The organism is Pedobacter sp. GW822-FHT03F06 (genome assembly GCF_058801365.1).
In genome coordinates this window covers 174,220-197,631 of the sequence record NZ_JBXANE010000002.1, presented here as the reverse complement: position 1 = coordinate 197,631, position 23,412 = coordinate 174,220, and the positions used below count along the sequence as shown (strand labels likewise).

The following is a 23,412-nucleotide window of genomic DNA, read 5'->3' as shown; positions in this document are numbered from 1 at the left end:
AAGACTGATGGAAACATATAAAAAAGCAGGCCACGAAAAGATAAACGGCATCAATATGTATTACGAAATTTACGGTGAAGGAGAAATTCCACTGGTATTAATACATGGTGGCGGCTCTACCATTCAGTCTACGTTTGGTAGGCTTATTCCGCTTTTGGCAAAATCCGGTCGGGTTATAGCTGTTGAACTTCAGGCTCACGGACGTACAAGCGACCGTGACCAGGCAGAATCTTTTGAGCAGGATGCGAAAGATGTGATCACTTTATTACATCAGCTAAAAATAACAAGAGCCAATTTTCTAGGTTTCAGCAACGGCGGAACAACAACTTTGCATATTGCAGCACACCATCCGGCTGTGGTGAATAAAATCATTGTCATTTCAGCCAATTACCAACGCGAAGGTTTAATTGATGGCTTTTATAATGGTTTTGGAGATGCAACCATCGACCATATGCCGGAGCCACTTAAAGCCGCTTTTTTAGCAGTAAATCCAGATCAAAACGCACTGCAAACGATGTTCGAAAAGGACAAACAGCGCATGCTCGATTTTACGGATCTGAGCGATGATGACCTGAGCGGAATTACTTCCGATGCGCTTTTAATGGTAGCAGATAAAGATGTGATCAAGCCCGAACATGTGGTTAAAATGTCGGCATTGATTGCAAATGCGCAACTGGTTATTTTACCTGGTGTGCATGGCGCTATGATTGGCGAAAACCTGAATCCGAATGTAAGCAACAAAACAATTGAGATTACGGTACATTTGGTGGAAACTTTCTTAAATAATTAATGTCTTAAGCTAATCTGCATAAAAATTAACGCAGCTATATGAAAAAGAAATTAGCAATATTAATTGAAGAGGCTAAAATACTAGGTTTACCTCAGCGTGATCTAGACTATGCAAGTGATTTTTTAATTAACCATGAATATGGCCTATGTTACGACACAGTTATAACACAATTGTATGAGTACGATATAGAAATTGACCATAAGATATATATGCTAATTTCGAAAGTTGCTAAAGACCTCAGCCTTTCCGAAGATGATTATCTGTTTATGAAAGATTTAGTTCGCATAAAGACTGAAATTTCTTAGAAATTAGGAGTCAAGACTTAACTCCTTTAGATAAAATACCATTTAATATCTTTACCAGATGGAACACGTATTGGATAATCCAATTTATTATGCCTTAACATCTGGACATAGCCATATTGCAAAAGGCCATGATGAGGTAAAATATTATCATGAAGATATCACCGCATTTGCAGGCTTAAAAGATAATTCGCAGGAGAATCTAAACACCCTTTATCAGATCAGTCCAGCAGAAAGTCTTTTCGTGTTTTTCTCTAAATTACCTGTCGAAATACCTGCACAGTGGAAGTTGCTAACCCATATCGATATGTTTCAATTTATTTTCCGCGGCAAGGAAATGCCAACCGTAGATGCAACTGGGATAGCAGACCTTGATCTGGAACATGTTGCAGAAATGATCGATCTTGTGGAGTTAACTAAACCAGGGCCTTTTCTAGCAAAAACGATCAATCTTAGTAATTACACAGGCATATTTGTTGATGGTAGACTGGCTGCTATGGCCGGACACCGGTTCCATCCCAGCCCTTACCGTGAAATAAGTGCGGTTTGCACCCATCCTGATCACTTAGGCAAAGGTTATGCATTTAAGATTTTACAAGAACAGATTAAAAGAATATTACTCCGTTCGGAAATACCGTTTTTACATGTTAGAAGTGATAATGAAGGGGCCATTAAACTTTATCATAAATTAGGTTTCGAGATCAGGACTGATATGATTGCCTATGTCATTAAAAAAGAGGCTTAAACCAAGGAGAGAATGTTTCTAAATAGAAAACCGTTCAGAAATTACCACTTCAATGCTTTAGTTTTGCACTAAACTAACATATACATGTCTAAAACAAAACTTACCATTAACAATAACGGCTCTGTTAAAATTGAGGGCGATTTCGAAATTGTAGATAGAAACGGGAATATTTATGGCTTACAGGGCAGAGAAGTACTTTCGATCTGCCGTTGTGGTTTATCAAAAAACAAGCCTTTTTGCGATGGTGCACATAACGGCCATTTTGAGCATGAAGCAATAGCCTTTGATCTTCCTCCAAAAAAGGTTTAATAACGAAATTAAATTTTTAAAGAGGTTATATCATAAATATAGATTTGTCATCCTGAGCTTGTAGAAGGGCCTTTTAAGTTGCTCCTTAAGGTGTTTCGACAAGCTCAACATGGCAGCATCTGAGGTAAAATCACCTTTATGATATAACCTCTTTTATATTTTGAAAGCAGCATAAATTAAACACCTACCCTTGATGGCGCCATGCCATAAGCTTTTTTAAAAGCGAAGGAGAAGTGTGACAGGTCTTTAAACCCGACTTCGAGGTACACATCTGATGATTTCCAGCCTTTTTCGGTTAAGAGATAATAGGCATCGTTCAAGCGTTTTTTCTGCAGCCAGCGATTGGGCGAAAGGTTAAAGATCTTCTCAAAATCTCTTTTAAATGTGGCCAAACTTCTTCCCGTTAAATAAGCAAAACGGTTAATATCTACATTGAACTTATAATTGGCATTCATGTAGGCTTCGAGATCAATTTTTCCAGGTTCGGAAAAATCGAAAAGCACATCTTTTAATATTGGATTGGTCTGCAATAAAATCATTACCGCTTCTTTAACTTTTAAATCGATCAAAGCCTGGTTAAATTCATTATTTCCGTCTAAATACGGCCATATCGAATCGATATAATTCTTCAAAAGGCCATTGGCTTCTAACGCCAGGCCTTTAATATCGTGATTCGGTTTTTGCATATGCAGATCATATTCATTGCTGATACTATGCAGAATATCCTGATCAATGTTAATGCTAACCGACTTAAACTCTCCTCCTGCTGGTGGGTATTTGGTATACCGGGCCAATTGATTTCGCCTGAAAAAACGAAAATCGCCATCCGAAAACACGAATTTCTCTCCTCCGATAAAAATTTCTGATGTACCCGCAATAACCAGTCCTAGCGAATGATAGGGAATAAACTGTTCGCCCTCACTGCTTTTTTGCGCATAGCAGGAATACAGAATCTTGGGACGTTTCTCTTGATTTGGCATCTTAATCAAATTTATGGATTTAACATTTAACCACAGATAAAAAGGATGCACACAGATAAAATATGCACTGCTAAAATCTGTGTTTATCTGTGTGCATCTGTGGTTAATATACTTATGAAAGCTGGAGGATTAATGAAACTATTTTTTAGTAAAAGATTTACCCAGATCCGTTGTTAAAAAATTCTCTGCCTCATCGTGATCTGTTGATAAACTTACCTCCATCCATTTCTCCATTTCGGCAGTTCTGGTAGCATCGGCATGTTTAAGCATTCCAATGGCTTCACTTCCAAATACCAAATGTACCGGTGGTTCAGGGCTCTCTACCAGTGCCAGCATGGCTTTCGCTGCTTTTTGCGGATCGCCCATCGGTATAAAGTTACCACTTTGGAAAAAATCTGAGCGTTTTTCTACGGTAGATTCATACCCTTCAACATGAGGTGCATATGACATTGAGGCACCAGCCCAATCGGTACGAAAACCGCCAGGTTCTACACTGGTTACATAAATTCCTAAATCTGCTACTTCTTTTGCCAGGGCTTCACTAAAGCCGCTCAACCCAAACTTTGCAGCCTGGTAAATGCTTACTCCGGCATTACCTACCCGCCCGCCTATCGAGCTGATTTGAAGAATTCTACCCGAACGTTGTTTACGCATAAATGGCAATACAGCTCTCGTAATTTCGATCGGTGCATATAAATTTGTTTCCAACTGACTGCGCACCTGTTCTTCAGTAAAAGCTTCTGCTGCACCAACAATACCAAAACCGGCATTGTTAACCAAAACATCTATTTTACCAAAATGTGCCACAGCCGATTCTACTGCTAAATACACCTGATCGTAATCGGTAACGTCTAAAGTGATCGGAAAAATCTGATCAGGGTATTTTTCTACAAAATCTTTTAAGGCTGCTGTATTTCTTGCTGTTGCCGCAACTAAATCGCCTTTTGCCAATACTTGTGCTGTTAGGTCACGTCCCAATCCACGGGAGCTACCTGTTATAAACCATACTTTTTTCATTTTTCTAAATTTTATAGAATCAAAGGTAGGTTGATAATCAAGGTAAAGTTTTGCTTCAAGGCTCAATTTACTTTGTTAAAAAGCTCAATTGGCTTGCCAGAACTTTTAAGCACCATCTGCTGTTATTTAATCAGTAATACATAAACTATGGCGAAAGAAAAGAAAAAAGGGAAAAATAAAAAAAAGAAGAAAGAAAGTGGAAAAAAGAATAAACTCGGTGTTAAAAATTCATTGGTAAACAATATTAATGCCCGAAAAAAGAAAAAAAAATCGAGATCGAAGAAGAAATCAACCATCAGTAAAAAGGCTTATAAGAAGATGAAGAAAGGATGGAAAAAGTAGCCGTTTGTTATACTGCGGTAAAACTTGGACGGCTAACTATCTAAAAGATACTAGTATCCCAAAGGATAGTGGTATCCTTTACGAAAGCTTATACCTTTGTACTATGGGACCAAGAAAAGAACACCGTAATCTAGAAACCTGTACGGCAAGTTTAAATGCGGTAAAGGATGCGCTCTATGTGTTAAATGGTAAGTGGAAGCTTCCGCTGATTATTTCTTTGCAAGAAGGACCACTGCGTTTTAATGAGATTCAAAAATCACTTGGAGAAATTACGCCCAAAATATTATCGAAAGAACTTAAAGATTTAGAATTAAATGAATTTGTGATCCGGAAAGTATTTTCTACCACTCCGGTTACCGTAACTTACGAACTTACCCTTTATAGCGAATCGCTTGAAAGGGTAATTGATGAATTAAGGGATTGGGGATTAAAACATCGCGAACGGTTGGTTAAAAACAGAAAAACCGAATTGGTTGAAGCAGCAATGGCGACCCCGATTTAGGCCGATAAATTTGATCTGCCAGGCCATCCATTTTGCCAAAAAAAGCAAAAAACTGATAATGATAAAATTCGGCTATCTTTGTACAAAATAAAATCGATGGCGGTATTACATAAAAAAGAAGAAAAAATTCAGGCAGTGCTGGGTAGGTTGCCTAAAAAATATACAGACGAACAATTTGTAGAGATGTTTATCAGACTTTACTCTAAAGATTGGGGCAAAATTAAATCGGCTTACATTAAACAATCTCAGGATAAAGAACCCGGAACTATCATCAATATGCCGAAACCAGAGGTATATTTGCGGCAGATCCTGGCCAACTATCTACAACAAGACCATGCTCCGAAAGCAGTAGCGGTTAAAGAAGAACCTGTTGTTGAAGCACCGGTTACCGAAGTTAAAAAAGCGAAGGCTCCAGCTAAGAAGAAAGAAGCTGTAGTGGAAGAATTGCCTGCCGAGGTTAAAAAAGCAAAAGCACCTGCTAAAAAGAAAGCTGAAGCAATTGAAGAACCGACTGTAGAAGTAAAAAAAACCAAAGCGCCTGCGAAGAAAAAAGCGGAAGCGATTGAAGAGGCTCCAGTAGCTGAAAAGAAAGCAAAAGCAGCAACAAAAAAGCCGGCAGCAAAAAAATAAAAAAATATTTTACATCAAATATAATAAATCACCTTTTTGGTTGTTTATATATATGAGAGCGTTAATTTAGATGACGGGGATAGGTCGGTATGATTTATCCCCGTTCTTTTTTGGCAGTTTTTTGCCCTTGCATATATCTTTGTCATTCTGAGCAAAGCGAAGAATCTTAGAATTAGTCGTTCACAAATAACGACTCCGAAATTCTCACCAGATCGTCATTTCGACCGCAGTGGAGAAATCTTTTAAATTTCACTTAAATAATTTGCTTCAAAGATCTCTCTCCCGAAAGTTCGGGATTGCACTCCAGTCGAGATGACGCAACTATGTAATATGTAACAAAGAATCTTTCAGCTTGTACCTTAATTCATTTTTACCCATCTCCCAGTTTTACATCCAATTGTAAACTTTATCCTTTTAATTGGCATATCGGGAAAAGTCGATATACATTTGTACCATGGATCAGGTAGAAATATTCAAAGCCCTTTCGAACAAAACACGTTTACAGATTTTAGGCTGGTTAAAAGCGCCTGAGCTACATTTTCCTGAACAGCCCAATGCCGATTTTGAAAATGTAGGGGTTTGCGTTGGGCAGATTCAGCTTAAAAGTGGTTTATCACAAAGTACCATTTCCGAATACCTCTCTATTTTACAGCGCGCCGATTTAATCAGTTCAACGCGTTTAGGCCAATGGACTTATTACAAACGCAATAAAGAAGGCTTAGAAAAATTAAGCAAAATCATCAATACCGAATTATAATTTTAGAAACATATGAACACAGATAGTTTATTCAGGCCGTTTAGCCTTAAAACATTAAATATCAAAAACAGAATAGTAATGGCTCCAATGACGCGGTCATTTTCTCCAGGTGGCGTGCCAACAGCCGATGTTGCCAGCTATTACGCAAAAAGAGCAGCTGGTGAAGTGGGTTTAATTTTATCAGAAGGAACCGTAATTAACCGTCCATCTTCTTCTGCCGATCCTAACATTCCACATTTTTACGGTACCGAAGCTTTGGCAGGTTGGGAGAACGTAATTAAAAGTGTGCACCAGGCCGGTGGTAAAATGGGTCCGCAGATCTGGCATCAAGGCATCATGGATAACCACGCATCAGGCTGGTTACCAAGTGCGCCTTTTGAAGGTCCATCAAGCCTGAACAAACCAGGTTTCGAAAACGGCGTACCGATGACTGATGCAGCCATTGCAGATACCATTGCGGCTTTTGGCCAGGCGGCAGCAGATGCCAAAGCGCTGGGTTTTGATACTGTTGAAATACATGGTGCACACCAATACCTGATCGATCAGTTTTTTTGGGATGCTACAAACAACCGTACCGATATTTATGGCGGTAAAACCTTAGCTGAACGTACCCGCTTTGGTGTTGAAGTCATTAAAGAAGTACGTAAAAGGGTTGGCGAAGATTTTGCACTGATTATCCGTTTATCACAATTTAAACCTGCTGCCTACGATTTTAAACTGGCTAAAAACGAGCAGGAAATGGAACAGTGGTTAACGCCACTGGCCGAAGCCGGAATTGATATTTTTCATTGTTCGCAACGCCGATTCTGGGAGCCTGAATTTGAAGGTTCTGACTTAAATTTTGCAGGTTGGGCTAAAAAAGTAACCGGAAAAGCTACAATCTCAGTGGGCTCGGTTGGTTTGGATGGCGATTTTTTTGGTGCTTTCGCAGGCCAAAGTTCACAACCTAGCTCATTAGATGAGCTGGTACGCAGAATGGACCGCGGCGACTTCGATTTAGTAGCTGTTGGCCGTCCGCTTTTAGCAGACCCGAACTGGGTAGAGAAAATTAAAAACAACCTTACCGAAGAACTGAAAGGCTTTAGCAAAGAAGCTTTAATGGAATTGGTATAAAAATCCTATTTTTTCTTTTTAAGTTTGGAAAAGCATCTCGAAAGGGATGCTTTTTTATTTCTTGTGATGTCAGATGTTACCATCTGACGTCTATTGGAGAACTATATAATTTTAAAAGAAGGCACTAAAAAATTCTTGGGTAAATTAAGAAAAGTAATGCCTGTTCATGTGCCGCCAAATGTTACCATCTGACGCACATACCAGCATAATTAAATTTCTTAGCGAATCCTTATTTCGAAATATCACTCTTAATCAGTCAGATGGTAACATCTGACTGCACGAAAAAATCAGGATAACGCTGCCAGTCAAAGCGAGATGCCGATTTCCTTCAAATTGGCAGAAGCGGGAGCGGGACGACAACAACCCAAAAGCTTCTGCAACTGCTTTCCAAAAACAAAACAGGGCCTTTTCTTGATAATGAGGTTTTCGTCATCTCGACTGAAGCGAAGTGAAGAGATCCATTGAGACAGATTTCTCGACTCCGTTGCACTTCGCTCGAAATAACGTGACGAATAGAATTTCAATTTAAATCCCGCCCTTTTTCCTTAAATTCACGTCATCAAAAAACTGATTGTACCATGTCGAACATTAAACTCATTATCGAAGAAAGACCTGCAAATATTGGCAATTTTATGGTTGGCAGGTTGCTGCCTTTCAGAGAGAAACGTATGGTTGGCCCTTTTTCTTTTATAGACCACATGGGGCCTGCCGCAATGAGCGATCATGAAAATCTCGACGTTCCACCTCATCCACATATCGGTTTATCTACCTTAACTTTTTTATTTGAAGGTGAAATTACACATAAAGACAGTTTGGGTTCGGATATTGTAATTAAACCCGGACAGGTAAACTGGATGACCTCAGGCAGTGGCATTGTACATTCGGAAAGAACTCCTGAATACCTTCGCCATACCGATAAAATGCTTCATGGCTTACAAATCTGGGTAGCTTTACCTAAAGATTTGGAACAAATGGACCCTGAGTTTTGCCATGTAGAAGGGGCAGACATTCCAAGCTGGACAGAAGATGGCGTAAGTTTTAAATTAATTGCAGGAGAAGCTTTTGGTTATAAATCTCCAGTTCCCGTATATAGTCCCTTGTATTTTTTAGAATTGAAAAGTACGAAGCAGCAAAAGCTAAATATTGGCGATTACCTTTTTGGGGAAAGTGCACTTTATATTTTAGAGGGTGCAATTGAAAGCGAAGGGAATATTTTTGAGCCGCGTTTAATTTTAATCGCCAACGACGCCAAACTGTGCGAATTTACCATGCACGAAAACACCACCGTTTATATTTTCGGAGGCGACCCCTTTCCTGAAGAACGTTTTATTTACTGGAACTTTGTTGCATCTGACAAGGAACTGATTGAAAAGGCCAAAACTAAATGGCTGGAACAAAGCTTTAAACCCGTTCCCGGTGAAACAGGGTTTGTGCCTTTACCTGACCAGCATCCGCTCAGCAAAAAGTAATCCCTGGATCAATTAAGATTAGAAAACTTAATTTCCTTTCCTGAACAAATTCATATTTACCGAAACCGCCACACCTGTTGATGATAGTTTAGAGTTTCCATAGCCAATATCTGTTAAAGGAATTTTCATAAATGGTTTAGCGCTGATGCTTAAATTATTATTTATCTTGTGCTGAAACTCTACACCAACATTTGCTATACCTAAATAATGCTGATTCTCGTTCCTGACTTCGTAACTTTGAGGACCTTGATAAGCTCCATTATAAGAATAGTTGTATTTCTCTTTCAACATTAAATAACTGGATAAACCTGTACTTACTGAAATCGAATTTCTACGCCCGTCAAAAACCTTATAGTTCACATTAATTGGAATATCAATTACATCGCAATTGGCGTGAATATTTGCTGGGCTTACCTTAAAAACATAATTGCTGTTAGGCTTGTATTGGCTAAAATCTGAGTCGTAGATTTTCTTAGCGTAGGCTGCCCCGGTTGTAACACTCAATTTCTTGGTTAAGAAAAGCGTAGCTTCTACCCCAAAACCGCCACTTAAACTACTTTTGCCTGATTTCTGCACACTGGTTAAATCTGGCGCAGCCTGGATACTTAAAACAAGCCTTGGCCTTTTCTTAAAAACCTGTGGTTGCATTTTCTCCGATTTTTTGTGGGCTACGGTAGCAAAAAGAGTTTGTTTTTCAAATGCTACAGGTTTACTTTCCGTACTTAATTGCGCAGTAGACAACACATTGGCTAAAAGGTTGTGACTAATAATATGACCAGTATCCAAAACTTTAGGAAAATGTGCATTAGCCGTACCGGCATTATTTACTTTAGGCTCATTTGTAGCTTTAATACTTTCCTTATTTCCAGTCAATAAACGCCCTTCATTATTCGCTGTGGAAGCGTTGTTCGCTGGCGGTGTTTCGATTAAATCTGATGTATTATCTAAAGCTTTATTGTTTTCTTTTTTGTTCGTATTTGTATCCGTTTTTACCAGTGAATTGTTTTTAGGCAGATTATCATTCGGCTTAACCAATAAAAACACCACCAGCAACATTGCGGCTATCCCAGCTACAGCAGTTAACCAAATTAGCGGCACTACCCGTCTTTTTGGTGCTGGATGCAATCTCTCCTCCAGATTATCCCAATCTAAATCATTAAAAGGAAGGTCGGGATTTTCCAATCCATCCTTAAATAATTTATCTATATCTTTTCCCTCTTTCATTGCATATTTGTGTTTAACCTCACCTGTAAAAGGTTCCTGTCTACTTCCGAATTCCTTACCTGGTAAGTTTTCGTCTCCGTAGCTTTTAACATTTCCTGTAATTTTTGCCTTGCCTTAAACAGGTTAGACTTTGATGTACCTACCGATATCCCAAGCATTTCGGCAATTTCTTCATGCGTATATCCATCTATGGCAAAAAGGTTAAAAACGGTACGGTAACCCGCGCTCAGCTTTTGCACCAGTGCCAGTAAATCGTGGTAAGCCAACTTATCATAGACAGAACTTACCTGCGCTATATTTTCATGATCCAGAATATCTACGTGATCAGCAAATTTTAGATTAGCACGATAATAATCGATAGCTGTATTGGTTATGATACGACCAAGCCAGGGTAAAAAAGCCTTGCTGGGCTCATATTTAGTTATGTTCTTAAAGGCTTTAAAAAAACCATCATTCAGTATTCCTGCAGCATCCAACCGATCGTTTGCATAACGCAAACAAATACCCATAGCAAAGGTATAGAAATGTTTGTATAGCGCTTTTTGACTATCCCTTTCATTTCTAATGCACCCTTGAATATACTTTTGTATAATATCTTCACTATCGCGGCTAGCGGTCACAGGTTCTCCTTTCAAAATACATTACGGCAAGAAATTACAAAAGGTTGCCTCAAAAAAGCATTTTCTTTAAAATAATTATCATTCGTTCGGTTATACTAAAATTCTCTTTTCAACAAGCAACCATTTACAACCTGACGGCGTAATAGCAGCATATTAATGATTAAAGTTAAAACTAAAAACAAAAATTTTATGCTAATCTACTTAAAAAGAAACCTATTGGCTGTATTGTATATAGCCTTGGTATTTAGTGCCTGTAAAAAAAGTAGTTCGGACGAACCTACAACTCCGCCTGAATCTAACAAAAAGGGGATTCAATTGGCAACAGATGCCAAGTTCGGGACGGTATTAACTGATAAAGACGGTAAAACTTTATACTTTTTTGCATCTGATGCCGCAGGTACGCCAACCTGCACCGGCGGTTGCGAAACCACTTGGCCACTTTACTTCTCAGCCGATGCCAGTACTGATTTAAACCTGAACAAAGCAGAAGTTGGGGAGGTTACCCGTGCTGATGGCCGTAAACAAAGCACTTACCGGGGTTATCCACTTTATTACTTTGCTAGCGACGTTGCAAAAGGAGATATTAAGGGCGATGGTGTTGGTGGAATATGGTTTGTGGCTAAACCCGATTATTCATTGATGTTGGCCAATGCACAACTAACTGCGAACAATATCAATTATACCAGCACCTATGCTGTTGGTGATGGCAAAACCATTTACTTAACCGATAGCAAAGGACGTACTTTGTATGCTTTTGCGCCAGATAAAAATGGTGTAAATACATATACCAAGGGCGCTACACAAGAAGGTATTTGGCCGGTGTACGAATCTGAAGTGCTTAGTGTGCCTTCGGCTGTTACAAAAACTGATGTTGCAGTAATTACCGTAGCCACCATTAACAAAAAACAATTAACCTATAAGGGATGGCCTTTATATTACTGGATATCAGATGTAAAAAGAGGCGATAACCTGGGCATCGTAATCGGAAAAGGGCCAGGTTTAACTTGGCCGGTATTACAGCTAAATGCTACAGTTGCTCCAGCGCCATAAAAATATTTGGGTTAGGCGGGTAGAATGGTCGGCTGATGTTTTCACAGCCGGCCTTTTTTATACTTCTAGTAAGGCTTGTTTAATTTTTTCAGCTGCCTCAGCTAATTCTTCATTGGTTGGTTTCAATTTTTCTTTGCTAAAATTCATATCGCTCACATTATTCATCGGAATTAAATGAATATGTGCATGCGGAACTTCCAGGCCAATAACCGAAACGCCTACTTTTTTGCAAGGGAAAGCTATTTTTACACCTTTCGCTACAATTTTGGCAAACATCCAAAGGCCAACATACAGATCTTCCTCCATATCGAAGATATAATCGGTTTCAATTTTCGGAATAACCAAAACATGCCCTGCCGTTAAAGGCTGAACATCTAAAAACGCTAAATATTCTACGGTTTCAGCAACAACATGTGCACTGATTTCGCCAGCAACAATTTTTGAAAAGATAGTCATAAGGTAGAAGGTTAAAGGTGTAGGGTGTAAGGTTTAGGGCTTTGTAGCGGAGAACAGACCTTAAGCCTTAAACCCTCCGCCTTCTACCTTATCTCGATATCTCTAAAACTTCGAACTGCATTTTACCTGCCGGCACCTCGATTTCGGCGAATTCGCCTACCGATTTACCTAACAAGCCTTGTGCAATTGGCGATTTAACAGAAATTTTTCCTGTCTTTAAATCTGCTTCTGTCTCGGCTACCAACTGGTAAGTCATTGTAGCACCGTTTTTAACATTCTTTATTTTAACAATCGATAAAGCAAGTACTTTCGATAGATCTAATTTAGACTCATCAATTAAACGTGCGTTTGCCAACGTATTCTTTAATTTTGAAATTTTTGCTTCATGCAAACCTTGCGCTTCTTTAGCAGCATCGTATTCTGCATTCTCCGATAAATCACCTTTATCTCTTGCCTCTGCAATTGCTTTAGATATTAGCTGACGACCGGTGGTTGTTAAATAATGAACTTCCTCTTTTAATTTATCTAACCCCTCTTGGGTGTAGTATGTTACCTCTGTCATTGCTCTATTAATTTTATTCAAACGCTATAAAAAACAAACAAGACTATATAGTTGGTTTGCTACATAGTCTTGCTTCAATTATAACGAAGATAAAATGTGGAAATTACAAAAGCAAATAAAAAATTAAGAAGTGACCAATATTTTAACCTTTTATGACGCTCAAGGTCAACTTGAAGCATTAATTAACCCTTAAAATAAAGATAAACATATTCGTTCCTTATTATAATTATATGCAGGAATCACCGCAATGGTAACATTCATTTATACACTTATCCAAAATTCAATCATTAGTTCTATTTTTAGCTAAAATTATTCATAAATGAAAAAGTTATTATCTATTGCCCTACTCATTTGTTTGGGTGGTTATACTGTTTCTGCCCAGGAACTTTATATGCCCAGGAACATAAAAGCAGCATATGCTAAGGGCACCCGTTCAATGAGTGGAAAGCCAGGAGCTAATTATTGGCAAAACCATGGTAAATATAACATGGACATTAAGGTTGATGCCGAAACCAAAGTAGTGAGCGGTAAAGAAGAAATTTTGTACAGCAACAACAGCACTGATACTTTAAAAACTTTAGCCATTCGCTTTGTAAACAACCTGCACAAACCAACCTCCCCGAGAGGTGGTGCGGTAAGCGAAGATTTTTTGAGCACAGGCTTAAATATCAGTTCTTTCTCTGTTGATGGCGAAACGTATAAAGTAGATAGCAAAAACTGGGGAACCGTTGGTAATGTAAAACTGAACAAACCCTTGCTACCAAAATCGAAAATTGCGGTTAAAATAGAGTGGGATTACCCATTATCAAAAGAAAGCGGTCGTGAGGGACAGATTGATCCAAACTCTTTTTTTGTGGCCTACAGTTATCCTCGCATCTCTGTATTTGATGATTATAACGGTTGGGACCGCATTCCACACACTGATAGAGCCGAGTTTTACAACGACTTTAATGATTACGAATTCGCAATCAGAGCGCCTAAAAACTATGTGGTTTATGCAACCGGCGATTTCCTGAATCCAGATGAAGTGTTACAACCAGAAATTTCTGCACGTTTAAAAAAATCATATAACGGTGATGAGCTCATCCATATTGCGACTGAGCAGGAAATGAAAGATGGCAAAGTAACCCAGCAAAAAGACTGGAACACCTGGAAATTTGCCGTAAAGCACATTACAGATGTTACTTTTGCACTGAGCAACCATTATGTTTGGGATGGCGCAAGCGTAATTGTAGATAAAAAAACCAATCGCCGCGCAAGTGCCCAGGCTGCCTACAACCCAACTACCGGAACAGATTTTATCAATTCGGTTAAATACAACCTTAATGCTTTAGATTGGTTCTCGAACAATTGGCCAGGAATCCCCTATCCTTATGCCAAAACCATTGCTTTTCAAGGCTTTGCCGATATGGAATATCCGATGATGGTTAACGATTCTCAGTTTGGCGATCCTGTTTTTGCACAATTGGTCCAGGATCACGAAGTAGCACATACTTACTTCCCTTTTTATATGGGCATTAACGAAACCCGTTATGCTTATATGGATGAAGGCTGGGCCACAACATTCGAATATTTAATTGGCATTGCAGAACACGGCAAAGAGGCAGCTGATAAGTTTTACAAAAACTTTAGGGTAAATAAATATATCAATGATAAATCGACAGAAGAAGATCAGCCCGTAATTTCGATGTCTGATCAGGTTTCGGGTTCGGGGTATGGGAATAACTCTTACGGAAAGGCTTCCTTATCTTATTTGGCGCTTAAAGATATGTTAGGAGATGACTTATTTAAAAAAGCACTTCATACCTATATGGGCAACTGGAATGGCAAACACCCTATTCCATGGGATTATTTTAACTCGATGAATGCAGGATCTGGACAAAATTTAAACTGGTTTTTCCAGAACTGGTATTTCACCAACAACTATCTTGATTTAGCCATTACCAAGGTTACACCAGCAAAAGGAAAATCGACGGTAACCATTAAAAATGTAGGTGGTTTTGCCATTCCATTTAATGTGGTGGTTACTTATACCGATGGAAAAGCAGACACCATCCACAAAACACCTGCAGTTTGGAAAACGAATCAAAAAGAGGTGAACATAGTGCTTAACACTACTAAAAAAGTAAAGTCAATTGGTTTAGATAATGGCATTTATGTAGATGCTACGCCAGCGGATAATGTTTGGTCAGCTAAATAGTTTACAGTTCGCAATTTTCAGTTGGCAGTTCGATATGACTACCAACTGAAAATTGTTAACTAATAACTGAGAACCGGCTCGTGTTTTACTGGAAAATTTAATGAATTGGCAATAAAACACATTTTATTTGCTTCATGATGCAGCGAAGCTGCAAGTTCGTAATGTGCTTTATCAGCAATTAAAACCTGCGGATGCAGGGTAACCTCTCTAAAACGGCCACTTCCATCAGCCGATTCTTCCATGGTACCTACTGCCTCATCTTTATAATCGATTACCACGATCTCGTTTTTAGAGCATAAATGTAAATACCAGAGCATATGGCAACTGGATATGGAAGCCAATAACAGGTCTTCGGGATTATATTTAGATTTATCGCCCAGAAAAGCAGAATCAGACGATCCAGAAATATCGGCTTTGCCTTTTACTGAAATTACATAATCGCGATCGTACGAACGATAATCCATTGTACCCGAGCCTTTATTGCCCGTCCAAGTAACTGTAGTTGAATATAAATGATCTTTCGGCATGATAAAATTGGTTAGATTGTATAGCCAATTTAAGAAAATATTATCAGGATTAATCTACTTTTCAACCCTTTTGACTAAGAATGTTTAAATATCTTAATCTCAAGAAACAATTTTAACGCAAGAAATATTTTAGAAAAAATTATGTCCTAATTTTATGCCCTTTTGAGATTAAGAATGACTTTAGCAAGCCGTAAGTAGATTCGTCTGCATTAATATTAATCCCTTTATCATCCTCCATGTATGAGCATTCGAAACATACATTAAGCGCAGAAACAATTTCTCCACTCTTACTATAAAATATGATTGCATCCCTGTAAATAGGTAGACACATCCAAGAAGGTAAGTTTGCAACCTCGGTTTCTAAAATGTGATTTAATTTAATCATATCCTGACTATTACGCAGGAAGGAACTAATCTTTTCCGAAGAGCTATCAAGGTTACCATTCAGATCAGTTATGCGGTTATCATACCAAGATATTGCCACAGTATTTCTAGTGGCATCCGAATAGTAGGCCTGCTGTTGAAAAGAGTATGTTTCAACATATTCGAAATCGACATTTTTAATATAACCTTTGGATTGAATAGCTGTATGCGTCATAAAATATTAATTTTAGCGCCGGGAGCCTGCATCATAAGTTGTGATATCATTCGAACTTGTCACGTTGAGCTTGTCGAAACGCTTAGCGAGGAATTTAAACAGGTCCTTCGACAGGCTCAGGATGACAATTCTATATTTATGATACAGCCTGCTTTAAATTAAAAACTAAGCCCACTTAACTTCTCAGCCAAAACCTCCGAAATTTTACGGTAAGAATCGAATGTCCAGCCACCAACATGTGGCGTTAGAATCACTTTGTCGTTATTTTTAAGTTCATCGTACCAAACCTGCTCGCCCAATGCCGGGAATTTTTCTGTTTGCAGCACATCCAGTCCAGCACCTAAAATCTTTCCGCTTTTAATCGCATTTAGCACCGCCTGTGTGTCAACAACTTCACCCCTTGCTGTATTGATGAAGAAAATGGGCTTTTTAAAATGGAAGAAATACTCGTCATCAACCATCTGTTTGGTTTCGGCTGTTAGGGGAATATGTAAGCTCAGCACATCACTGTGTTTCACAATTTCTTCCATACTTACCTCGCGGGCAAATGCATCAGAAAATCCGGTTTTATATTTATCATAAGCCATTACATCAACCTCAAAACCCGCCAGTTTCTTAGCAAAACTTTGTCCCATAAAGCCATAACCAATAATCCCCACCTTTTTGCCTTTCAATTCGTAACCACGGTTACCTTCTCTATCCCACACCCCGTTTCTAATCTCCATATCGGCCCTGCGGAAGTTGTTCATCAATGATAAAAGCAGACCCGTAGCATGTTCGCCAACGGCATCACAATTGCCTTCAGGTGCATTAATCAGTTCGATATTTCTTTCGAAGGCAATTTTATCGTCTATGTTATCCAACCCTGCCCCTGCCCTGGCCACAAATTTTAAATTCGGCGCAGTAGCAAAGAGCTCAGCATCGATTCTAAATTTCGTCCGAACAGCAATACCTGTATAATCTTTTATTTTATCTAATGTTTGTTGGCGGGTAATCTGCGGTTCATCATCAACCTGGTAACCCATAGCAATGGCCTGCTCTTTAAATGCAGGGTGCAAATCATCAACAATTAATATCCTATTCATAATAAACAAAAGTAACATTTTGCAGATTGTTCAATTGTAATATTCTTTTATTGTTTCCGTAAAACTGAAAACCGCAAATTGTTAACTGTAAACTGTGCATTACCCACAAAAATATTACTATAAAATGGCTGTAATAAAATAGTTACGGCTCCTTAATTAAACTTAGTTGCCGTTACTTTGTCTCCCTTTATAAAAAACACGAAATTTTATTTTTAATGAGACTTTTACAATCAAGAACAATACAGATTACCCTTTTACTTTTAAGCTTATCATTTAGCCTTTTTGCGCAAACAAGTGGAAAGGCAAAAATTACCGGAATACTTAAAGATGCAAAAACACAAGAAACCATTCCGTTCGCTACCGCAATTTTAATTGATAAGGCTACGGCCAAAAACGCAAAAATTGTGCAAACCGATGTAAATGGTGCTTTTGTAATGGCCGATATCCCTACCGGAACTTTCACCTTCAAAATAAGTTTTGTTGGCTACCAAACCATGGTTAGAGACAATGTGGCCATTACCGCGGCAACTGGAGCCTTAAACTTTGGCGAGATTAAAATGAATCCTTCAAAAGGAAATGTGCTGAGCGAAATTACCGTAACAGGCCAAAAACAAGGCATGCAAATGGGTATCGACAAAAAGATTTTCGCTGTAGATCAGAGCGTAATCAGCGAGGGCGGTTCAGCAGGCGATTTATTACAGAATGTTCCTTCTGTTTCTACCGATATGGATGGCAATGTGAGCTTACGTGGCTCTACAGGTGTTAAAGTGTTAATTGATGGAAAACCATCTTTAATTGCCGGCGGTAATGTAGCGCAGATCCTCCAGTCGATCCCTGCAAGCTCTATCGAAAGTGTTGAGGTAATTACTAACCCATCGGCTAAATATGATGCAGAAGGTCAATCAGGTATCATCAACATTGTACTGAAAAAAAATACGAAACTTGGCTTTAACGGTTCAGTTGCACTAACTGCAGGTAACCGTGATAACTATAATGCCAACACTAATTTAAGTTTTCAGAATAGCAAAGTAAATCTTTATGGGAACTATGGCTATCGATATGGTAACCGTTTGGGTGGCGGTTTCCAGGATATTACCTACAAAACACCAAGCAGTTCAACAGCTTTCGCAAATCAGAATACAGTTTCTAATTCTTTAGACAGAGGACACAATGCTAAAGCTGGTTTAGATTATTATTTGGCACCAAAAAGCGTAATCAGCTTATCGGGTGGTTTTAACTCAAGAGAAAATGAACGTAACGAGCTGCTTGATATTAGACAATTAAGTGCAAACCAGTCACCTGTCTTATTAAGCAACAGAACCAATAATAATGACGGTTATGGAAAAAGTTATGACCTGAATTTAGATTATGTACAGAAGTTTAAAAAACCGAAAGAAGAGTTAACCTTCAACTTTGGTTATTCGTATGGTACAAACAATAACGATCAAACGTACAGTACCAATACCACTAACCGAAATGGTGTGCCGATTGATGAAACTTTAAGTTTACAGCGTGTATTTAATACCGGTAACAATACCAATTACAATATTCAGACTGATTATGCACTACCTGTTGGTAAAGCGGGTAAAATTGAAGTTGGTTACCGTAGCCAGATCCGCTTAGGAAACAACGATCAATACGCAGATTCGATTCCTACCAATACGAATATTTATGTCAGTAATAATAAGTTAATTAACGGTTTCGATAGTAAAGATCAGGTGCACGCACTTTATTTCAATTACCAGAACCAGATTAAAGATTTTGGTTATCAAATTGGCTTAAGAGGGGAAGATGCGCGTTTAGACACACATTTAGAAGGCTATACAAACAATGTGTTAACTACAGCAGAAGGAAATATCCACTACAAAAGGATTTATCCCAGTGTTTTCTTAACGCAAAAATTTAAAGGCGACAACCAGCTTCAATTGAGTTATACACGCCGTGTAAATCGCCCTCGCCCTTGGGATACCAATCCATTTCTGGATGTTTCGGATCCTTTAAACTATAGAGGTGGTAACCCGAATTTATTGCCAGAGGATGTACATTCTTTCGAATTGGGCTACAGTAAATACTGGAAAAAAGTAACCTTAACTTCGAGTTTGTATTTCCGCCAAACCAATGATGTAATTCAACGGGTAAGAAGTACGCCAGTTAATGGAATCATTACTTCAACCCCTCAAAATTTAACAAACCAAATCAATAGTGGTTTAGAGTTAATTGGTCGTTTCGATCTGATTAAAGCTTTAAATTTTACCACCAACGTAAACTTATATCAAGCTAAGTTTGCCGGAGATGCGAGGTTTGATATTGCATCGAGCAGTGGATTTAGCTGGAACGCCAACCTAACCGGAAATTTAACTGTTGCAAAAAATGTATCGCTACAGGTACGCGGCGATTACAGAGCACCGGAAGTGATGGCACAGGGGAAACGTAATGCCATGTACGGAATCGACGGTGGAGCCAAATACGATTTCCCGAATAAAAAAGCATCTTTAAGTTTCAATGTTAGAGATGTATTTAACACCAGAAGATGGAGCATGACCACCGAAGATAAAGCAACAATTGTTGATTTTGAACGACAAATGCAGGGGACAATGGGTAACTTAACGTTCTCTTACCGGTTTGGAAAATCAACATTTACGGGAGCAAAAAAGAAGAAAGACGATCAGCAGGACAACCGTCCTGATGAGGGATCATTTTAATAACCGAAGGTGCTTAGAAAAATATTTCTAAGCACCTTTTTTTAACTAATCAGCTATTGGAAAAACTTTTACCTAAGCTTTGCTTTACCCTATTGATTTTACTCAACGCCTTTGCTGCGCTTGCTGTAGAGAAAGGTGTAATCAGCGGAAAAGTGGTTGAAGAAGTTGGTGGATTATCTATCCCATCGGCCGTAATATCTGTTTATATCGATGGATCTGAACAACCTATAGTTACATCTGCTACAGATGAGGATGGCCATTTTAGCGTTAAAAATCTAAAAACAGGAAATTATAGCATTAGGGTAAGTTTTGTTGGTTATGCCTCATTAAAAGTAAATGGAATAGCCATTACAGAAAAAGATTTCGATAAAAACCTTGGCGCATTGAAGCTAACCTCCGAGCAAAATTCTTTGCAGGAAGTAACCATTACCGTCCAAAAACCACCTATCGAATTTGGAGCTGATGGTGTTACTTATAATGTTGGCTCAACGCTATTAGCCGAAGGTAGTACCGCAACAGATGTATTAAAAAACGTACCGATGGTGCAGGTAGATATTGATGGCAATGCTACCATCGCAGGAAAGAGAAATACCAGGATTTTTATTGATGGTAAGCCCTCAGACTATATGACCTCAAATATCGCCGACCTGCTAAATGTACTTCCTTCTGATGCCATTGATAAGATAGAAGTCCTCACTAATCCACCATCTAAATATAGCGGGGATGGGGAAGGCATCATCAACATTGTAATGAAAAAAGGCTTTAAGGTTGGCTTTAACGGTAATGTAGGTGTTTCGAGCGGATTGCAGGGCAACGGTAATACTAACGCAAATGCATCTTACCGCGGAAAATCTTATGCTATAAATGGAAGCGCAGCTTATCGTTATAATGTTGGGAAGGGTAACAGCCACAATTTCCGCGAAAACTTTTTCCCTGACACAACTTTCTATTATGACCAATATGGGGCTTATCGCAACCATAACAATGGTGGGAATTTTAGAATGGGTTTAGACTGGACCATTAATCCAAAACAAAGTTTACGCCTATCAACCAATTACAACCTCAATAATTCGAATTCAAATGCTACAACCGATCTTCATTACTTAAGTGAAGAACGGATAGAAAACCGTCTTCGCAATCAGCATAATACAGGTAAAGGCAATAGCAATAACTTTGTTTTTAATGCCGATTACGATCTTCAGACCGATACCAGCGGTGGTAAAATATCTTTAGGATTAAATTTCAATACCAACAAGAGTACCGATTTTAGGGATTACAGCACCACTTATGCACAGCCAAGCACATTAGCCCCAACTATACAGCAAAACAATAATAACACCGGAAACAGGGGATTAAACATAACATTAGATTACGAAAAACCAATATTCAATAAACGCGACCGCATTGAAACCGGCTTGGCTTTTAACTACAGAAAGAACGATAACGACTTGTTAATCGAGAATTTTAATTTTGCCACGCAACAGTTTGTGCGTAATAACAAATTATCGAACCAGTTTTTATACAATGAAAACATAGCTGCGGCCTATGCATCTTATAACTACCGTAAGGTTGGCTGGGGCGTTAAAACAGGAGTTAGGGCCGAACTTACCGATGTAGCCTTCGATTTATCCACTGGGCAGAATTATAATGTAAAACCTTATCTCAGTATTTTCCCTAACCTATCCTTAAATCGGTTTTACCGAAAACGGTATAATATTGGTGCTACGTATAGCATCCGTGTAAACCGGCCAAGAGAAAATACCTTGAACCCACAGATTAATAATGTTGATACATTGAATATCTCCTACGGGAATCCTAATCTATCGCCAGCTTATACCCATCAATTTGATATTAACTTTGGGGCTTTTGGTCAGAAATGGTCATTTAACCCACGGCTCTCTTATTCAACCAGTCAGGGGGTTATAGAACGTTACCGCACAGTCACCTTAATTCCTGGCTCCAATACAGCCAGATCTGAAAGTACTTACGATAATGTGGGCAGCAATAATTCTTTATCGCTTATCCTAATCGGGAATTATCGCCCTACCAATAAGATATCGGCCAATGGAAATTTCAGTGTGATCCAAAGTAATTATAAATCGCAATTAAATAGTTCGCTAAACCGTGATGGTTTGAGTTTTAGAGGAGCAATTGGCCTATCGATGCAGTTACCGCTAAAAACGGCTTTCGAATCGAACTTAAACTATGCCAACAATACCAATGCACAAGGCCGGAACAAAGGTTCTATGACTTCTAATTTCTCGGCAAGGAAAGTCTTTTTGGGTAACCGGTTAAACCTTCGCATAACGATAAATGATATTTTAGGAAACAGAACCAATACTTTTTACAATGAAGGCCAGAATTTCAGACTGGAGAATTATTCGACCAACAACACACAGAATTTCACTTTTAGCCTGAATTATCGTTTCACTAAGATTACCGTAAATAAAATTCCACCGCCACCGCCTCGTGCAAAACCACAGTAAGATAAAATCATATTGCTTATCTTGCAGCATGGAAGAGATCAACCCTTGGAAAACACTAGAGAGCGAGGTAAAATACGATAACAACTGGATTCGTTTAACCGAACATCAGGTAATTAATCCATCCGGGGGACAAGGGATTTATGGTACCGTTCATTTTAAAAATCGCGCCATCGGAATCCTTCCTTTAGATGAAAATTATAATACCTGGTTGGTTGGCCAATACCGATATGCGATTAATGCCTACAGTTGGGAAATTCCGGAAGGTGGTGGGCCATTTCATGAAGCGCCATTAGAAAGCGCCAGACGGGAACTGTTAGAAGAAACGGGTATGAGCGCCAGGAACTGGAAAGAAATTCAAAGAATGCACCTTTCTAACTCCGTGTGTGATGAACTTAGCATTATTTACATTGCTACCGATCTCATCCAAGGTATCGCCATGCCTGAAGAAACAGAGGAACTTGTGGTTAAAAAATTGTCTTTTGATGAAGCGTATCAAATGGTTTTGAATGGAGAGATTACCGATTCGATGAGCGTAGCTGCGATCTTAAAAGCCAAGCTCATGATATTGAATGGCGAATTGTAGCCGTGGCAACCACCAAATGTTCCTAACGGAACATAAAAAAATGTTGCATATTTTTTTCTACCCAGCATATGTCCCAATGGGACATTGCACCATTAAATGTTAAAATTATTTATGTTAAATGCTAAAACAATCCCCAAATATTAAACATCCTAAAAAATATAATGTCTCAGATGAATATTGCTTATTAGTTCTTTTAACAGCGGTTTGCTATGAAATTTACCTTATAACTACAAAATATTGCATCAGCACTTGTTCTATAGCGTCATTTGTTTTAAATTGCTAGTGTAATCCCTAAATATTAAATCATCCTAAAAAATTATAATGTCTCAGATGAATATTGCTTATTAGTTCTTTTAACGGCGG

General features: G+C 38.6%; 24 protein-coding genes. 15 read left to right on the top strand and 9 right to left on the bottom strand.

What is annotated here, in order from left to right:
• The first annotated feature begins 7 nt into the window (after nucleotides 1-7).
• The 4 genes from AC1RJ8_RS03405 (at nucleotide 8) to AC1RJ8_RS03390 (ending at nucleotide 2,146) form a co-directional block, all read left to right on the top strand.
• Nucleotides 8-790 carry an alpha/beta fold hydrolase gene (locus AC1RJ8_RS03405; RefSeq protein WP_492952533.1) on the top strand — a complete coding sequence of 261 codons (783 nt, stop codon included), beginning with the start codon at nucleotides 8-10 and terminating at the stop codon, nucleotides 788-790.
• Nucleotides 791-828: 38 nt separating this feature from the next.
• Nucleotides 829-1,095 (top strand): MafI family immunity protein, encoded by a 267-nt coding sequence (locus AC1RJ8_RS03400; RefSeq protein WP_492952532.1) that lies wholly within the window; start codon nucleotides 829-831, stop codon nucleotides 1,093-1,095.
• A 58-nt stretch (nucleotides 1,096-1,153) separates the two neighbouring features.
• On the top strand, nucleotides 1,154-1,837 hold the full coding sequence (locus AC1RJ8_RS03395; protein ID WP_492952531.1) for a GNAT family N-acetyltransferase: 684 nt from the start codon (nucleotides 1,154-1,156) through the stop codon (nucleotides 1,835-1,837).
• 84 nt (nucleotides 1,838-1,921) lie between these two features.
• Entirely contained in the window at nucleotides 1,922-2,146 is a 225-nt protein-coding gene (locus AC1RJ8_RS03390; protein ID WP_057931468.1) for a CDGSH iron-sulfur domain-containing protein, read from the top strand.
• 176 nt (nucleotides 2,147-2,322) lie between these two features.
• On the opposite strand, the gene AC1RJ8_RS03385 is transcribed toward AC1RJ8_RS03390, so the two are convergent.
• Together AC1RJ8_RS03385 and AC1RJ8_RS03380 are read right to left on the bottom strand one after the other, a co-directional pair.
• Complete coding sequence (locus AC1RJ8_RS03385) at nucleotides 2,323-3,126, bottom strand: helix-turn-helix domain-containing protein (protein ID WP_492952530.1); 804 nt, start codon at nucleotides 3,124-3,126, stop codon at nucleotides 2,323-2,325.
• A gap of 138 nt (nucleotides 3,127-3,264) precedes the next feature.
• Nucleotides 3,265-4,143: an oxidoreductase gene (locus AC1RJ8_RS03380; RefSeq protein ID WP_492952529.1), complete on the bottom strand. Its 879-nt coding sequence runs from the start codon at nucleotides 4,141-4,143 to the stop codon at nucleotides 3,265-3,267.
• 147 nt (nucleotides 4,144-4,290) lie between these two features.
• Between AC1RJ8_RS03380 and AC1RJ8_RS03375 the strand changes: the two genes are divergently transcribed.
• The 6 genes from AC1RJ8_RS03375 to AC1RJ8_RS03350 all read left to right on the top strand — a co-directional run bounded on the left by AC1RJ8_RS03375 (nucleotide 4,291) and on the right by AC1RJ8_RS03350 (nucleotide 8,956).
• The gene (locus tag AC1RJ8_RS03375; protein ID WP_492952528.1) at nucleotides 4,291-4,485 is read left to right on the top strand and encodes a hypothetical protein; all 195 of its coding nucleotides are present in this window, start codon (nucleotides 4,291-4,293) and stop codon (nucleotides 4,483-4,485) included.
• A 103-nt stretch (nucleotides 4,486-4,588) separates the two neighbouring features.
• Nucleotides 4,589-4,987, top strand: coding sequence for a winged helix-turn-helix transcriptional regulator (locus AC1RJ8_RS03370; protein WP_492952527.1), 399 nt, complete (start codon nucleotides 4,589-4,591; stop codon nucleotides 4,985-4,987).
• A 78-nt stretch (nucleotides 4,988-5,065) separates the two neighbouring features.
• Nucleotides 5,066-5,617, top strand: coding sequence for a hypothetical protein (locus AC1RJ8_RS03365; protein ID WP_492952526.1), 552 nt, complete (start codon nucleotides 5,066-5,068; stop codon nucleotides 5,615-5,617).
• A 454-nt stretch (nucleotides 5,618-6,071) separates the two neighbouring features.
• Entirely contained in the window at nucleotides 6,072-6,374 is a 303-nt protein-coding gene (locus tag AC1RJ8_RS03360) for an ArsR/SmtB family transcription factor (RefSeq protein ID WP_492952525.1), read from the top strand.
• A gap of 12 nt (nucleotides 6,375-6,386) precedes the next feature.
• Nucleotides 6,387-7,487: an NADH:flavin oxidoreductase gene (locus AC1RJ8_RS03355; protein WP_492952524.1), complete on the top strand. Its 1,101-nt coding sequence runs from the start codon at nucleotides 6,387-6,389 to the stop codon at nucleotides 7,485-7,487.
• Between the two features lie 578 nt (nucleotides 7,488-8,065).
• Nucleotides 8,066-8,956: a pirin family protein gene (locus tag AC1RJ8_RS03350; RefSeq protein ID WP_492952523.1), complete on the top strand. Its 891-nt coding sequence runs from the start codon at nucleotides 8,066-8,068 to the stop codon at nucleotides 8,954-8,956.
• Between the two features lie 27 nt (nucleotides 8,957-8,983).
• Here AC1RJ8_RS03350 and AC1RJ8_RS03345 read toward each other — a convergent pair whose 3' ends face one another.
• Nucleotides 8,984-10,180 (bottom strand): porin family protein, encoded by a 1,197-nt coding sequence (locus tag AC1RJ8_RS03345; RefSeq protein WP_492952522.1) that lies wholly within the window; start codon nucleotides 10,178-10,180, stop codon nucleotides 8,984-8,986.
• Entirely contained in the window at nucleotides 10,177-10,815 is a 639-nt protein-coding gene (locus AC1RJ8_RS03340) for an RNA polymerase sigma factor (protein ID WP_492952521.1), read from the bottom strand. Before AC1RJ8_RS03340 ends, AC1RJ8_RS03345 begins: the two co-directional genes overlap by 4 nt.
• A 174-nt stretch (nucleotides 10,816-10,989) precedes the next feature.
• Between AC1RJ8_RS03340 and AC1RJ8_RS03335 the strand changes: the two genes are divergently transcribed.
• Nucleotides 10,990-11,850, top strand: a complete 861-nt coding sequence (locus AC1RJ8_RS03335) for a hypothetical protein (RefSeq protein WP_492952520.1) — start codon at nucleotides 10,990-10,992, stop codon at nucleotides 11,848-11,850.
• A 57-nt stretch (nucleotides 11,851-11,907) separates the two neighbouring features.
• On the opposite strand, the gene AC1RJ8_RS03330 is transcribed toward AC1RJ8_RS03335, so the two are convergent.
• A complete protein-coding gene (locus AC1RJ8_RS03330; protein WP_492952519.1) occupies nucleotides 11,908-12,306 on the bottom strand; it encodes an HIT family protein in 399 nt (132 codons plus the stop codon).
• 88 nt (nucleotides 12,307-12,394) lie between these two features.
• Nucleotides 12,395-12,868: a transcription elongation factor GreA gene (gene greA / locus AC1RJ8_RS03325; protein ID WP_029276724.1), complete on the bottom strand. Its 474-nt coding sequence runs from the start codon at nucleotides 12,866-12,868 to the stop codon at nucleotides 12,395-12,397.
• 319 nt (nucleotides 12,869-13,187) lie between these two features.
• Here greA and AC1RJ8_RS03320 point away from each other — a divergent pair, with 319 nt between their 5' ends.
• Entirely contained in the window at nucleotides 13,188-15,068 is a 1,881-nt protein-coding gene (locus AC1RJ8_RS03320) for a M1 family metallopeptidase (RefSeq protein ID WP_492952518.1), read from the top strand.
• A 59-nt stretch (nucleotides 15,069-15,127) separates the two neighbouring features.
• On the opposite strand, the gene AC1RJ8_RS03315 is transcribed toward AC1RJ8_RS03320, so the two are convergent.
• From AC1RJ8_RS03315 to AC1RJ8_RS03305, 3 genes are all read right to left on the bottom strand, one after another.
• On the bottom strand, nucleotides 15,128-15,595 hold the full coding sequence (locus AC1RJ8_RS03315) for an OsmC family protein (protein WP_086548810.1): 468 nt from the start codon (nucleotides 15,593-15,595) through the stop codon (nucleotides 15,128-15,130).
• A 139-nt stretch (nucleotides 15,596-15,734) separates the two neighbouring features.
• Nucleotides 15,735-16,193 (bottom strand): hypothetical protein, encoded by a 459-nt coding sequence (locus tag AC1RJ8_RS03310; RefSeq protein WP_492952517.1) that lies wholly within the window; start codon nucleotides 16,191-16,193, stop codon nucleotides 15,735-15,737.
• Between the two features lie 158 nt (nucleotides 16,194-16,351).
• Nucleotides 16,352-17,278: a 2-hydroxyacid dehydrogenase gene (locus AC1RJ8_RS03305; protein ID WP_492952516.1), complete on the bottom strand. Its 927-nt coding sequence runs from the start codon at nucleotides 17,276-17,278 to the stop codon at nucleotides 16,352-16,354.
• A gap of 215 nt (nucleotides 17,279-17,493) precedes the next feature.
• On the opposite strand from AC1RJ8_RS03305, the gene AC1RJ8_RS03300 reads away from it, so the two are divergent.
• Genes AC1RJ8_RS03300 through AC1RJ8_RS03290 form a run of 3 tightly spaced genes read left to right on the top strand, consistent with a single transcriptional unit; the run spans nucleotide 17,494 to nucleotide 23,049 of the window.
• The gene (locus tag AC1RJ8_RS03300) at nucleotides 17,494-19,980 is read left to right on the top strand and encodes a TonB-dependent receptor (RefSeq protein WP_492952515.1); all 2,487 of its coding nucleotides are present in this window, start codon (nucleotides 17,494-17,496) and stop codon (nucleotides 19,978-19,980) included.
• 56 nt (nucleotides 19,981-20,036) lie between these two features.
• Nucleotides 20,037-22,466 carry a TonB-dependent receptor gene (locus tag AC1RJ8_RS03295; protein WP_492952514.1) on the top strand — a complete coding sequence of 810 codons (2,430 nt, stop codon included), beginning with the start codon at nucleotides 20,037-20,039 and terminating at the stop codon, nucleotides 22,464-22,466.
• A 28-nt stretch (nucleotides 22,467-22,494) separates the two neighbouring features.
• Entirely contained in the window at nucleotides 22,495-23,049 is a 555-nt protein-coding gene (locus tag AC1RJ8_RS03290) for an NUDIX domain-containing protein (protein WP_492952513.1), read from the top strand.
• Nucleotides 23,050-23,412 lie beyond the last annotated feature (363 nt).